Source organism: Oceanirhabdus sp. W0125-5, from assembly GCF_027938815.1.
GTDB lineage: Bacteria > Bacillota > Clostridia > Clostridiales > Clostridiaceae > Oceanirhabdus.
In genome coordinates, this window is the sequence record NZ_CP115913.1 from 920,674 (window position 1) to 934,466 (window position 13,793).

14 protein-coding genes are annotated in these 13,793 nt (G+C 30.2%); 12 read left to right on the top strand and 2 right to left on the bottom strand.

The window, feature by feature from the left end:
- Nucleotides 1-4 precede the first annotated feature (4 nt).
- From citX to OW730_RS04605, 7 genes are all read left to right on the top strand, one after another.
- The gene (gene citX, locus OW730_RS04575; RefSeq protein WP_271227887.1) at nucleotides 5-520 is read left to right on the top strand and encodes a citrate lyase holo-[acyl-carrier protein] synthase; all 516 of its coding nucleotides are present in this window, start codon (nucleotides 5-7) and stop codon (nucleotides 518-520) included.
- On the top strand, nucleotides 507-1,379 hold the full coding sequence (gene citG / locus OW730_RS04580; protein ID WP_271227888.1) for a triphosphoribosyl-dephospho-CoA synthase CitG: 873 nt from the start codon (nucleotides 507-509) through the stop codon (nucleotides 1,377-1,379). The genes citX and citG overlap by 14 nt, the downstream gene beginning before the upstream one ends.
- 154 nt (nucleotides 1,380-1,533) lie before the next feature.
- Complete coding sequence (locus OW730_RS04585) at nucleotides 1,534-2,091, top strand: RNA polymerase sigma factor (RefSeq protein WP_271227889.1); 558 nt, start codon at nucleotides 1,534-1,536, stop codon at nucleotides 2,089-2,091.
- A complete protein-coding gene (locus OW730_RS04590; protein WP_271227890.1) occupies nucleotides 2,081-3,151 on the top strand; it encodes a zf-HC2 domain-containing protein in 1,071 nt (356 codons plus the stop codon). The genes OW730_RS04585 and OW730_RS04590 overlap by 11 nt, the downstream gene beginning before the upstream one ends.
- Before the next feature lie 197 nt (nucleotides 3,152-3,348).
- Nucleotides 3,349-4,707, top strand: coding sequence for a tetratricopeptide repeat protein (locus OW730_RS04595; RefSeq protein WP_271227891.1), 1,359 nt, complete (start codon nucleotides 3,349-3,351; stop codon nucleotides 4,705-4,707).
- A 94-nt stretch (nucleotides 4,708-4,801) separates the two neighbouring features.
- Complete coding sequence (gene trxA, locus OW730_RS04600) at nucleotides 4,802-5,116, top strand: thioredoxin (protein WP_271227892.1); 315 nt, start codon at nucleotides 4,802-4,804, stop codon at nucleotides 5,114-5,116.
- A 15-nt stretch (nucleotides 5,117-5,131) separates the two neighbouring features.
- Nucleotides 5,132-5,995 (top strand): NAD(P)/FAD-dependent oxidoreductase, encoded by an 864-nt coding sequence (locus OW730_RS04605; RefSeq protein ID WP_271227893.1) that lies wholly within the window; start codon nucleotides 5,132-5,134, stop codon nucleotides 5,993-5,995.
- A 43-nt stretch (nucleotides 5,996-6,038) separates the two neighbouring features.
- Here OW730_RS04605 and OW730_RS04610 read toward each other — a convergent pair whose 3' ends face one another.
- Nucleotides 6,039-6,587, bottom strand: a complete 549-nt coding sequence (locus OW730_RS04610) for a cell wall hydrolase (RefSeq protein ID WP_271227894.1) — start codon at nucleotides 6,585-6,587, stop codon at nucleotides 6,039-6,041.
- A gap of 128 nt (nucleotides 6,588-6,715) precedes the next feature.
- Nucleotides 6,716-7,723: a hypothetical protein gene (locus OW730_RS04615; RefSeq protein WP_271227895.1), complete on the bottom strand. Its 1,008-nt coding sequence runs from the start codon at nucleotides 7,721-7,723 to the stop codon at nucleotides 6,716-6,718.
- 151 nt (nucleotides 7,724-7,874) lie between these two features.
- Between OW730_RS04615 and cdaA the strand changes: the two genes are divergently transcribed.
- The 5 genes from cdaA to ptb all read left to right on the top strand — a co-directional run bounded on the left by cdaA (nucleotide 7,875) and on the right by ptb (nucleotide 13,784).
- The gene (cdaA, locus tag OW730_RS04620) at nucleotides 7,875-8,726 is read left to right on the top strand and encodes a diadenylate cyclase CdaA (protein WP_271227896.1); all 852 of its coding nucleotides are present in this window, start codon (nucleotides 7,875-7,877) and stop codon (nucleotides 8,724-8,726) included.
- A complete protein-coding gene (locus tag OW730_RS04625) occupies nucleotides 8,699-10,033 on the top strand; it encodes a CdaR family protein (protein ID WP_271227897.1) in 1,335 nt (444 codons plus the stop codon). Before cdaA ends, OW730_RS04625 begins: the two co-directional genes overlap by 28 nt.
- A gap of 30 nt (nucleotides 10,034-10,063) precedes the next feature.
- Nucleotides 10,064-11,653 (top strand): NAD(P)/FAD-dependent oxidoreductase, encoded by a 1,590-nt coding sequence (locus OW730_RS04630; RefSeq protein WP_271227898.1) that lies wholly within the window; start codon nucleotides 10,064-10,066, stop codon nucleotides 11,651-11,653.
- Nucleotides 11,654-11,781: 128 nt separating this feature from the next.
- Nucleotides 11,782-12,873 (top strand): butyrate kinase, encoded by a 1,092-nt coding sequence (gene buk / locus OW730_RS04635; protein WP_271227899.1) that lies wholly within the window; start codon nucleotides 11,782-11,784, stop codon nucleotides 12,871-12,873.
- Complete coding sequence (gene ptb, locus OW730_RS04640) at nucleotides 12,873-13,784, top strand: phosphate butyryltransferase (protein WP_271227900.1); 912 nt, start codon at nucleotides 12,873-12,875, stop codon at nucleotides 13,782-13,784. The genes buk and ptb overlap by 1 nt, the downstream gene beginning before the upstream one ends.
- Nucleotides 13,785-13,793: the final 9 nt, after the last annotated feature.

A 13,793-nucleotide genomic window follows, 5' to 3' on the forward strand; every position in this document is an offset into this window, starting at 1 on the left:
GCTTATGTACACTATACAAGATTTGCTTGACGCAAGAGAATTAAGAGTTGAGTTTATAAATGAGTTAATTGAAAGATATAACAATACAGTTATTAGTCTTAGAGTAAACTATCCTGGGCTTGAGAAGGATAATGCAATTACCAGAAAGATTATGGAGATTATAGGGGTATTAGTTAGTAACTTGTTTAGTGAGAAAATCAAGTACACTATGACAAGTTATACAGCTGAGGGACCAATTATGTTTTATGTTATTGATGAGGAAGTAGAGAATGTAAAGAGTGTTACTATAGATATAGAAGATAGACATACCTTAGGTAGATGTATAGATTTAGATGTGTATAATACTGAAGGGGAATCAATAAGTAGAGTAAGTTTAGGAAAGAATCCAAGAAGCTGTTTTATTTGCGATAAACCAGCTCACGAGTGTGTAAGAAGTAGAGCTCATAGCTATGAAGAGATTGCTAAGTTTATAGCAGATAGATATAATGATTATTTGGAGAATATGTATGATAGAGCATAATGATTTTATAGATAAATTGACTGAATTTGCAATGCAATCCATATTATATGAGGTGGCCTGTTTTCCATCGTTGGGGTTGGTATCCCCGATATCATCAGGTGCTCATGATGATATGGACTTTTTTACTTTTTTAGATAGTACAGTAGTTTTAGGAAGGTATCTTAGAAAATTTGCTGAAGAAGGAGCAAAAGAACTTACACCCAAAGAAATTTTTTGCAAACTGAGACCTATTGGGGTTGAATGTGAAAAGGAAATGTTCAAGAAAACAAAAGGTATAAATACTCACAAAGGAATGATATTCGTTATCGGATTGATACAATCTGCCGCGGCATATGTTCTTACCAATAAGATGAACTTTGAATGTATAAAGAATGTAATAGTAGAAATGACAGAAGGTATTAGTAATGAAGAACTAGATAGACAGCAAGGACTTGATTCTGAATCAAAGCTTACTCATGGACAAAAGGTATATAAAAAATATGGGTTGAAAGGAATTAGAGGAGAAGCAGAAGAGGGTTTTCCCATAGTATTCAATGGGGCTTTAAGTCACTTTGAAAGAATATCTCATATTCCCATGAATGATAGACTTGTGGATACATTAATCTATATAATGAAATATGCAGATGATACTACCATATTACACAGGCATGATATGGAAACACTTGAATATGTTAAATCAGAAGCTCTCAAAATAATGGAGTTAGGTGGTATTGAAAGTGAAGAAGGAAAAAAAGAAATAGAAAAATTGACTAAAAGTTTTGAGAGTAATAGAATTAGTCCTGGAGGAAGTGCGGACTTATTAGCTGCAACAGTGCTAGTATGGTTAATTAAAAATGAATTTTTTAAGGAAAATAAGTAAAAATTTTAGTTTATGATAACTATTATGCGAAAACTTCGTATTAAAATATGAAGGATAATTTAAACGTCATTAATTTATAAATTAGGGGTGTAATATATATTTTAATGACCATATGCGAGCATAGAATCAAAACTAACCGTAGGGGGAAGATATTGTGGAAGATATAAAGTTAGTTGAAGGTATCCTGAACGGTGATATAGAGTGCTTTAATCAGCTTATGATTAAATACGAACCTATAGTACAAAGGTTTATTTATAATATGATAAAGCAGAAACAAACTGCAGAGGATATCGCTCAGGAAGTCTTTATAACAGTTTATAATAAGTTAGAACTGTATAACAAAAAGTGTAAATTTTCTAGTTGGATACTACAAATAGCTAAGAACAAAACCATTGATTATATGAGAAAGTACAATAAAACTACAGAAACTAATATTGAAGATGCAAGAGGCGTAGCAACAGATGCTATATCACCAGAAGAAGCATTTGAATTTAAGGAAATGAAAGAAGAGATTGTACAATATATTGATGCTTTAGATGAGCCTGATAAACAGATAATAATACTTAAGTATACAAATGATATTACATTTGATGATATTGCAGAAGTTATGGAAATGAAATTATCCACCGTTAAAAGACGGTATTACAAAGTGCGGGATGGGTTTAAAAAACATATGAGTAAAGAGAAAAGGGGTGTGAGTTATGAAGTGTAATGAGGTTTTACAACACCTGAGTGAATATATTGAAAATGATTTAGATGAAAGACTTATGGAAGAAATAAGTAATCATATTGAAGCATGTTCTGAGTGTAATAAAGCATATGAAGAAGAAAAAGCTATAAACGACATGTTCCTAGAAGTATTAAATTCAGAACCTATAGAGTTTAATAGTCGTATTAAAAATGTCATGAATATGATTGATAAACAAAAATATTCTTCACAAAAAGAAGAAAATCACGTAATTGAAGATTCGCAGGAAGAGAAAGTTATTAAGTTTGAATCAGTTAATAAGAAAAAAGAAAAGAAATTATTATTCAACAAGAAAATAATTGCTGTTGCGGCTACTTTTTCAATTATGATTTTCATGGCACCATTTATGATTAGAGAACAAAATAAGGATATGGACTTTGCTATTGAAAACAAAAAAGATACAAAAACTTTTGAGGAAGCTAAGTATGATGGATATAAAGCGGATGAACGAGTTTCTGAAAAAGACAATTCAAAAGAGGAATCTACTGCTTCGGTAGCTGGCGTAGAAGAGGATAAGAAAGAAGCTAAAAATTCTGATGCAAAACAGGAAGTTGGAGCAGTTCAGGCATATGATGATGTTAATAATGATAGTAACACTGAGGTATCATTAATGAAAGATGATACTGAAGTAAGAATGACCAAAGGGATTTCAACGTTTAATTATGCAGGAGAATATAATGTTAAGTATTTAAAAAATGAGCACAATATTGTCTTTAATAATGATGATGGTAGAACTACGATAAAAATAAATGAACAAGAAGAAGACTTAGGAATTCAAGATTGTATAATAATAAATTATGTTGAAGATGGACAATGGGTTTATATTGCTAGTGTTGGAAAAGATATTGAAAAAGGTGAAATAATAAGTAAAATAATTAAAGTAAATACTAAAACAAATGAAATTGATATAATGTATACTTCTTTAATAAAAGAAACAATAATAGATTTACAAATAGAAAAAGAAAATCTAAACTTTATTATAAAAAGTAATGATATGGAAAAGAATGAATCTATAAAAAAATAAATCATTTAAGAGCGCGTGAGTAAACGCGCTTTTTATTTATATTAATGTTTATAAATACCAATGAATGTAGAATTTTTAATTTATAGTATTAATGTGGCTTGAACATTTTGTTAATTGTAATTTAAGTAATTAAAAATGATTCATTATTTGATATAATAATAAAGAGAGATATTAAAGGATGAAGGTGAATTAACTATATGAATAAAAGCGTTAAGTATTATAAAAAAGCTTTAAAATTTTATTACGATGGAAATATTGATAAAGCTCTTAATTATTGTAATAAGAGTATATCCTTTAACATAAAAAATTCTGCCGCTTTAAGTTTAAAAGGACTTTTATTATATTTTAAAGGAGAACTTAAAGAAGCAAGAAATATATGGGAGCGAAATTACAAAATTAATGGGGATGAAGTAGCTAAAAAATATCTGGTTGATAGTAGAGCTGACTTTGAAAAAATGGATATATATGATGAGGCAATATTAAAAATGCAAGAAATGAAAATTTCATTAGCCATTAAATTATTGCTTCACTGCAAAAAAAGTGACTTTAATTGTTTAAATGTAAATAAAAAGCTTATTGAATGTTATCTGAAAAAAGGTGAATATGACAAAATAACAGACTTGGTAAGTGAGTTTAAAATAATTGATAAGAAAGATGTACAGGTAAAAAATGTTGAAAAAGAACTTATTAAGATAGGGGTAAAAGAAAAGGAATCCAATAAAGAAGTGATTTTTAAAATTGCTGGCGGAGTTGTGGTCACCATTCTTATAGTTGGCGCTATAAAGTATTTTGTGAATTTTGTTAAGAATACTCCTATTGATACAAAAGATACAGTTGTTATGGGGAATAAAGGTCAGGAAGAAAATAGAATCGATAAGGAAGAAAAAGAATATAATAATAAAGTAGCTGAAGAGGAAGATAAAACCAATAATCAAGAAGATAAAACTAACAGTGAAGAAGTAAATACAACTGATGATCAAGAAGTTGATAAAACTAATAATGAAGAAGCAACTACCACTGAAGATCAGAATAAATATGCTTCTTTTCCTAAGGATGAATTAGAGGAAAGTCTTGAACAGAAAAATGTTGATAGCTTAATAAGTATATTAAAGAAAATTGATGAGAATACTTTATCAATTAACGATAGAATGAGTTATAATAAAGCACAAAAATATGTTGAGAAAAATGCAGTAGGATACTATTTAGAAAAAGGTAATTCATTTGTAGCGGATGAGAATTATGAAAAGGCAATACAGGAATATGAAAAAGGAATGAAATATTTCAAAAAAGGTGTAAGTTACGGTGAGGATATTGTATTTGAATTAGCCTCAATAAACTTACAATTAGAAATTGTTGAGGAGACTATTAAGTATTGCGATATGTTACATGAAAATTATAGTGACAGTGGATACCATGAAGATACAATGTATCAAGCTGCAATGTTTATGAAGAGTAGAGATATGGAAAAAGCAAAAGAATATGCTTTAAAACTTAAAGAAGTACATCCAAACTCTGAATATATTAATAGTTATATAAAAGAAATATTATCGCAGTAAAAAAATGTAGTAATGTTAGTTGACTAAATTAAAATAATTTCATAGAATAATAATAAGAATATATACCCTGAGGGGGTACGTGTGGAGGTAAGACATGTTAGAAATTACTCAAAATAATTTTAATAAAGAAGTTGCAGAATCAAATGATTTAGTTGTTGTTGACTTTTGGGCACCTTGGTGTGGTCCGTGCAAAATGATAGCTCCAATAATGGAACAATTAAATAATGAATATGGTGATAAAGTTAAATTTGCGAAGCTTAATGTAGATGATAATCCAGCCTTAGCTAATCACTTTAAAGTAACAAGTATACCCACAGTAATGATGTTCAAAGGTGGAAAAGTTGTTGATACATCTATAGGTTTCAAGCCTAAACAGGCGCTGGAGGCTATAATAAAACAAAATATTTAGTAGAGGTGATATAATATGGCTGGAGAAAGATATGATATAGCCATAATAGGAAGTGGTCCGGCTGGACTTCAGGCAGCTATTAATGCCTCGATTAGAAACAAAAAAATTATAATTTTCGGTATTGAAGAATTAAGTCATAAGGTAGTAAAGGCTCCAAAGGTATCAAACTATCTTGGGTTACCACTTGTTACTGGAAATGAATTAAAGAATGCATTTCAGGAGCATATAGATGAAATTGGAATTAAAATAACTTACGAAAGAATTACAAATGTTTATGCTATGGGGGAGTATTTTGCTCTCATGGTAAATGAAAAAATGTATGAAGCTACAAGTATTATTATGGCTACAGGCATTGAATATACTAAGCCTTTAAAAGGAGAATTAGAATTCTTAGGAAAAGGTGTGGGATATTGTGCAACTTGTGATGCTCCATTATATAAAGGAAAAAAAGTAGCTATAATTGGTCACAATATGGAAGCGGTGGAAGATGCAAAGTATGTTAATGAACTTGCGGAAAAAGTTTATTTTGTTCCAATGTTTAAGGATAAATTAACATTGCCAGAAGATATTGAAATTATAAAAGATGTTCCTGTTGAAATTTTGGGAGACGAATATGCTAAAGGTATAAAATTTAATAATAGTGAATTATTCGTTGATGGAATATTTATAATGAAAGATAGCATAATGCCAGATCAACTTGTACCAGGGCTTGAACTAGAGGATGGTCATATTAAAGTAAATAGAAATATGGAGACTAATCTGCCAGGATGTTTCGCTGCTGGGGATTGTGTTGGAAAACCATATCAGTATATTAAGGCAGCTGGAGAAGGATGTGTGGCATCTTTAAGTGCTGTAAGTTATGTGAATAATTTAAAATAGGAACTATAAAAGAACAGCTAATAATATTTAGCTGTTCTTTATGTTAGTTTGAAACGAAAAAAACATGATTACCGATTCTTATCAAATTGTCTTTCTTTACTGATTTCATCCACTGGCATGTTGCAATTTGGGGATTATAAAAAAATAAAGAATCATTAGTTGGGTCTGCCCCCATTAAAGCATCATATACTGCGTTATAGCAATCTTCATTTGGTTTAGCATTTATTATACCGTTTTTAACACAAGAAAAAGCTCCTTTTTGTTTTATCACGCCTGAAACAGTTGAAGGGAACTTATCATCAAGAACTCTGTTTATTATTACAGAAGCTACAGCCACTTTGCCTGCATAGGGTTCGGCTGCACTTTCTCCATAAACTACTCTAGCCATAAAATCAACATCAGCTGAAGTTATTGAAATATGTTTATAAGTATTGTTAAACACTGCAATTGGATTCATATTTTCTTTATACAGAAGATTAGTAATCTCATCCTCACTGTATACTAATGTAATATCGGTATCTTCATTTAATTGGAAGGCTGATAGATTAAAAGCCAGTAAAATGCTCATCAAGATATTACTAAAAGATATCATTTAAAACACTCCTATTATATGTTTGTTATCATATTATCCCCTTAAGAAACAAAATAATACATGAAAGAACCCTAGCAACTCAAACAGAGATACTAGGGTTAAAGTAATATTTAAATTTTTATATATAGTTAATCTAAAAGCTTTTTTAATGGTTGAAATTTATTTTCGAAACTTTTGCATTTGGCTTCACATTTAGTTAATTCAGAATTAGCTAAATCATATAATTGATTTAATTGAGATTCAACAGTATCATCTATCATGCCAGAATTCATTTCAAAAGATACAGCATGTTTAAAATACTGTACATAAATAATATAGTTGTATATTAATTCATGTAATTCATCTGTCAAATCGTCTATATTTACAGGTGCTATTATCGGTTTAGCATCAAATAGTAAATCATTTAGTGTTTTTAACTCATTATCCAATTTAGTTAATAAATCTTCATATGCATTTTCAGATCTAGCATTTTCTAATGATTGAAGTTTATTTCTGTTTTGAAATATTGAAATAAATCTTGAATATACAGATTCTAGTTCAAAAATATACTTTTCTTTTGCGGAATTCTCTAATAATAATTTATCATTTAGAGCTCTTTTGTCTAATATGTATTTTTGAGCAAATTTAACCATGTTATGAGTTTCCTCAGGAAAAATTACGTTAAAAGAAGAATTATCAGTAAATGAATAATGTTTTATACAATTATTAGCATAGTGATTTAAGTTCTCAAGAGACTCCTGAAGAGCATTATCATCATTTAAATTTGATAATTGAAGAACTTCTTTGTAAATTTTAATATTATATTCAAGTCCAGCGAGTATATTGGAATATAAGTCGTTATATTTACTAGGAGGATTCTCTTTTTTTAGAGCATTTCTTTCATTAACTAGAGAATCACGAGCAGTCTCAATCTGTGCTTTTAAATTATCATCTATAGAAGTTATATTTTCTGAAAATGATATTGAACTATTAGTTTTATTTATTGAATTAACTGTTTCTGAGAAAACAGTATCATATTTTGAATAAGAAGTCTTTGTCATCATATTGTAAAAATAAAAAAATACTCCAATAGAAACAAGGGCTATTATACACAAAATAATAATGAACTTTAACAGCCTTTTTCCAAAAGTGCGCATAATTAATCTCCTCTCTTATATTTATATAAATATAATACCATAAAAAAGGAAACATAATATATAAATATATTTAAAAAACCTATTATAATGGTATACTTTACAAAGACTATTATAGTATAATTATTTTAGAAAATAATAGGGAGTGAAGGTTGTGGAAGGTCTTTACGAGGCATTCTTAAATGCTGTAAGAAGTATAAGTGTTAGTCAAATATTGGATGTTATTGTTGTTTCTTTTTTATTTTTTAAGATATATAACTTAATAAAGGAAACTCGTGCAGAGCAGTTACTTAAAGGAGTTGTTTTAATATTTTTAATAATTCCAATAAGTGAATTTTTTAATCTTACAATGCTTCATTGGATATTAAATAATACAATAACAATTGGATTATTATCTTTTGTTATTATTTTTCAACCAGAAGTAAGAAGAGCTCTTGAAAAGATAGGTAGGACATCTATTTTTGATAAAAATGTTCAGTTAGATAAAGAAGAGAGAAATAAATTAATAAGTAACATAATTGATGCAGTTGATAATTTATCACTATCAAGAACTGGAGCATTAATTATGGTAGAGCAAAAAACAGGATTAGGGGAGATAATTAATACAGGTACTAGGTTAGATGCATTAATTTCATCAAGTTTACTTGAAAATATTTTTGTTGTTAATACTCCATTGCATGATGGTGCATGTATTCTTAGAGATAAAAGAATAGTAGCAGCAGGATGTTTTGTGCCATCTTTGACAACTAATGGAACAATAGGGCAGCATTTAGGTACTAGACATAGAGCGGCAATTAGCGCCTCTGAAAATTCAGATGCTATTGTGATTGTTGTATCGGAGGAAACAGGAATTATTTCACTAGCTATAAATGGGAAGTTATTAAGAAATTATAATAAAGAAAAATTAAGAAATGTTCTACTTGCTTTTATGGAAAAAAATGAAAGAGACAATATAGGGGTTGGGGAGAAGGTGAAACAGTGGATCAAGAAAAGAAAAAGCAGTTAATAATTAAGATTTGTTGTATAATTGCAGCAATAGTTCTTAGAGTATATGTTTCTAATGTTGAAAATCCAATAATTACATATAACATAAAAAGAGTTCCGGTGGAAATTTTGAATGAGGATAAACTGAAGTACAGTGGGTTAATATTGGTGGATGAAAATGGATACACTGTGGATCTAACTATAAAAGGTCCTACATCACAGGTAAAGAAACTTACTAAAGATGATTTTAAAGTAATGGTTGATTTAGATTCTTTAGCATTGAAAAAAGGGGAAAATAAAATACTTGTAACTGTTGAAGATTATCCAAATGGAGTAAACGTTATTCAGAATCAACAAATGTTAATTCCTATTCATTTAGATGCGTATATAGAAAAAGAATTCAAGGTAAGTGTATCACTGAAGGGAAATCCGAAGCAGGGGTATTATGCACATAAAACAAATAAGAGCCCAGATAGTATTGTTGTTTCTGGTGCAGAAAAAGAAATAAGTCTAATTAAGATGATTGTTGCCGAAGTTCAATTAGAAGGAGCAGATAAGGATGTAAACACTGAAGCAACAGTAAAAGCTGTAGACTCAACAGGGGCTGAAATAAAGAAAGTTGGATTGTATCCGGATAAGATAAAAGTAAATATACCTGTGGACAAAACAAAATTAGTGCCAATAAAGGTAAATACATTTGGGGAGCTTGAGAAGAACTTACACTTAAAATCAATATCTAGTAACATTCAAGAAATAAAAATTTCAGGAAATGAAAAGGAATTGGAGTTAATAGAGTTTATTGAAACAGAAAAAATAGATTTACAATCTATAAAAGATAATGAAAACATTTCTCTAAAAATTGTAGTTCCAGAGGGGATAACTGTAATAGATGGAACTGAGTATGTTGAAATCAAAATAGAAATAGAGAAAATAGTAGATAAAGATATTACTAGATTAATAACAATTTCAAATTTAGATGACCAGTTTAATACACAAATTCAATATAGAACTATAAATCTAAAAATAAGAGGAATTGAGAGTGTTATTAAAGAGTTAGATTATGACAAAATTAAATGTATAGTAGATTTAGAAGGGTTAAAAGAAGGTATTCATATAGTGCCAATTTATATTGAGAAACCTGAAAATATTGAAATAGTGCAATCGGATATAGAGTCCGTAAAGATTGAACTTGAAAAAAAAGAAGAGTTGAATGATGCTGCAAATGAAAATGATGCAGAGAGTAACAATGAAGAGAATGAGGTAGATACAATAAACACAGAAAACAATAGTTCAGATGAGGATTTTGGAGAGACTACAGATAATGAATAATAAATCATAAACAAGAGAGGAATTTAATCAATGATTAAAGTTAGTAATATAGTTTTAAATATAGAAGAGTCAATGGAAAAGTTAAAAATTAAAGCCGCTAGAAAAATTGGAATTCATCATAATGAAATAATATACATGAATATACTTAAGGAGTCTATTGATGCAAGAAAAAAAGATACTATTAAGTTCACTTATACTGTAGAGGTAAAAGTTAAAAATGAAGAGAAGTTAGGAAGAAGGTTGCAAGGGAAAGACATATCTGTAATAAAGAAAAAAAGTAAAGAGAAATTCCCATATGGAGAAAAACCTCTTAATAATAGACCAGTAGTAGTTGGTATGGGGCCTGCAGGTTTGTTTGCAGGTCTAACTCTAGCTAAACATGGATATAAACCGTTAATTATTGAAAGAGGTTCAGATGTTGATAAGAGAACTGAAGAGGTTCAGAAGTTTTGGGAAACAGGAAAGCTAAATCTTAATAGTAATGTTCAATTTGGAGAAGGGGGAGCAGGAACTTTTTCTGATGGAAAATTGACTACTAGAATTAAAGATATAAGATGTACTACTGTTGTTGAAGAGATGGTGAAAGCTGGAGCACCAGAGGAAATCTTATACAAAAATAAACCTCATATAGGAACTGATATTTTAAAAGATGTTGTAAAGAATATTAGAGAAGAAATAATTGAATTAGGTGGAGAAGTAAGATTTGGAGCAAAACTTGAAGAGGTTATCATAAAAGATAACGTGGTTACAGGTATAAAAGTTAATGGTGAATTAATCTCTTGTGATGTAATTATTATGGCAATAGGACATAGTGCTAGAGATACATATGAAATGTTATATGAAAAAGGAGTGCATATGGAATCAAAGCCATTTGCAATAGGAGTAAGAGTTGAACATCCTCAAACTCTTATAGATACTAATCAATATGGTATTTATGCAGGACATGAAAGGCTTAAAGCAGCAGAATACAAATTAACATATACTACAGATGATAAAGAAAGATCAGTATATAGTTTTTGTATGTGTCCTGGAGGTTTTGTTGTTGCAGCAGCTTCAGAGGAAAATAGAGTTGTGACAAATGGTATGAGTTATTATGCAAGAGATAATGAAAATGCTAATTCAGCTGTTGTTGTTTCTGTTGGTAATAAAGATTTTGGGGATAATCCTATGGATGCTATAGCATATCAGAGAAAATATGAAGAATTAGCCTTTAAAACAGGTGGTGGAGATTATAAAGCTCCTGTTCAATTAATAAAAGATTTCATGGTAGGTAAAAAAACTACTGATTTACTATCAGTTAAACCTACTTATACTCCAGGATATACACTTGCAAATATGGAAGAGTGTTTACCTATAGAGTTAATTGAACCATTAAGAGAAGGATTTGAAAACTTTGAAAGAAAAATAAAAGGATTTACTTATGGAGATGGAATAATGGTTGGAGTTGAAACAAGAACATCAGCTCCAGTAAGAATGAATAGAAGGGAAAATCTTCAAAGCTTAAATATTGATGGATTATATCCTTGTGGTGAAGGTGCAGGGTATGCAGGAGGAATAATTTCAGCAGCTGTCGATGGAATAAAATGTGGAGAAGAAATAATGAAAAATTGGGCTAAATAGCCTAGACTTTAATACGTAGAACTGACGAATTGATTATTACATAGCTTTTTAATAAAATATAAATTGGGAAATGAATATATTGTGCTAAAATTCTGTTAAGGGAAATAATAATCATGGAGGGTAAATAAATGAGCAAAAAAAGTTACATACTGGCAATAAATCCAGGATCTACATCTACTAAGGTGGCGCTTTTTAATAAAATGGAAGAGTGCATTGTTAGTGAGAACGTATCACACAGTAGTGAAGAAGTGGGGAAATACGAAAAGATTTACGACCAGAAGGATATGAGAACTGCTGTTATAATGAAGTGGCTTAAAGAAAAGGGTGTGTCATTAAATGAAATTGCTGCAGTTGTTGGTCGAGGAGGGTTATTAAGACCTATGCCAGGTGGAACATATACTGTTACACCAAAGATGATTGAAGATTTAAGAATTGGATATCAAGGTGAACATGCTTCAAACCTTGGAGGAATAATTGCTAATGAGATAGCGAATAAGGTTGATATTCCAGCTATGATAGTTGACCCTGTTGCAGTTGATGAAATGGAAGATGTAGCTAGAATATCAGGTATACCTGAATTAAATAGAGTATCTTTGGTTCATGCATTAAATATTAAAGCCGTAACAAGAAGAGTATGTGCAAAAAAAGGATTGGAATTGGATGACTCTTCATTTATTGTTGCGCACCTTGGAGGAGGAATATCAATTTCTCCAATATTAAATGGAAGAATATTAGACGTGAATAATGCAAATGAAATGGGACCTTTTTCACCAGAAAGAGCTGGGGGACTACCAGTTGGGGATGTTGTTAAGCTTGCCTTCAGTGGAAAATACAATTATAAGGAATTGAAAAAGAAAATTATAGGTAAAGCAGGATTAGTAGGATATCTAGGAACAAATGATGGTAGAGAAGTTGATAAGCTTATTGAAAATGGCGATGAAAAAGCTGAACTTATTTTTAAAGCTATGGCATATCAGATTGCAAAAGAAATAGCAGGAATGTCAATTGCGTTAAAAGGTAAAGTGGATGCAATAATCTTGACAGGTGGTTTAGCATATAATGAACGTCTTCAAAATTGGATTAAAGAGAGAGTTGAATTTATAGCTCCTGTAGAACTTGTACCAGGAGAAGATGAAATGTTAGCATTAGCACAAGGTGCTATTAGAGTTATAAAAGAGGAAGAGAAAGCTAAAATATATGAAAATGAGGTGCAGATGTAATGGTTAACAGTTTTGAAAGCGTATTAAGAAAAGCAAAAGAAATTGAAAGAAAAACTGTTTCAGTAGCAGTTGCTCAAGATGAACACGTTCTTGAAGCGGTAAAAGCAGCAAATGAACAAGGGATTGCTAATGCAATACTTGTTGGTGATGAGACTAAAATAAGAGAGATTGCTGCAAAAATTGATATGGATTTAAGTAATGTTGAAGTAATAAACGAATTAGATATAAAGAAAGCAGCTAGAATTGCAGTTGAATGTGTTTCAAGTAAAAGAGCGCATATGGTTATGAAGGGATTAATAGATACTGCAAACTTCTTAAGAGCTGTATTAGATAAAGAGATTGGTTTAAGAACAAAAGGGTTAATGTCTCATGTGGCAGTATTTGAAGTGCCAAAATTTGATAGATTAATATTAGTAACAGATGCTGCTATGAACAAGTATCCTGATCTTAATGAAAAGGTTGAAATTGTAAAGAATGCAGTTACAGTTTCTAAAGCATTAGGAACAGAACTTCCTAAAGTAGCACCTATTTGTGCAGTAGAGGTTGTTAATCCTAAAATGCCTCCAACTTTAGATGCAGCAGCATTATCACAAATGAACGCAAGAGGACAAATCAAAGGATGCTTAATTGATGGACCACTAGCAATCGATAATGCATTATCAGAAGAAGCTGCAAAACATAAAGGAATCGACAGTCCAGTGGCTGGAAAAGCTGATATAATGTTAATGCCTAATATTGAAGCTGGTAATGTAATGTACAAAACATTAGCATTTACAACTGAAAGTAAGAATGGTGGGCTTTTAATAGGAGCTGCAGCACCAGTTATAGTTACATCAAGAGCGGATTCATATGAAACTAAGATGAACTCAATTGCTTTGGCAGCATTAGTTGCAGAGTTATTAAATAAATAGAGTTATTAA

Coding starts and splice junctions, on each gene's coding strand:
- citX (WP_271227887.1), top strand. CDS start 5: ATGTACACTATACAAGATTTGCTTGACGCAAGAGAATTAAGAGTTGAG.
- citG (WP_271227888.1), top strand. CDS start 507: ATGATAGAGCATAATGATTTTATAGATAAATTGACTGAATTTGCAATG.
- OW730_RS04590 (WP_271227890.1), top strand. CDS start 2,081: ATGAAGTGTAATGAGGTTTTACAACACCTGAGTGAATATATTGAAAAT.
- OW730_RS04595 (WP_271227891.1), top strand. CDS start 3,349: ATGAATAAAAGCGTTAAGTATTATAAAAAAGCTTTAAAATTTTATTAC.
- trxA (WP_271227892.1), top strand. CDS start 4,802: ATGTTAGAAATTACTCAAAATAATTTTAATAAAGAAGTTGCAGAATCA.
- OW730_RS04605 (WP_271227893.1), top strand. CDS start 5,132: ATGGCTGGAGAAAGATATGATATAGCCATAATAGGAAGTGGTCCGGCT.
- OW730_RS04610 (WP_271227894.1), bottom strand. CDS start 6,587: ATGATATCTTTTAGTAATATCTTGATGAGCATTTTACTGGCTTTTAAT.
- OW730_RS04615 (WP_271227895.1), bottom strand. CDS start 7,723: ATGCGCACTTTTGGAAAAAGGCTGTTAAAGTTCATTATTATTTTGTGT.
- OW730_RS04630 (WP_271227898.1), top strand. CDS start 10,064: ATGATTAAAGTTAGTAATATAGTTTTAAATATAGAAGAGTCAATGGAA.
- buk (WP_271227899.1), top strand. CDS start 11,782: ATGAGCAAAAAAAGTTACATACTGGCAATAAATCCAGGATCTACATCT.
- ptb (WP_271227900.1), top strand. CDS start 12,873: ATGGTTAACAGTTTTGAAAGCGTATTAAGAAAAGCAAAAGAAATTGAA.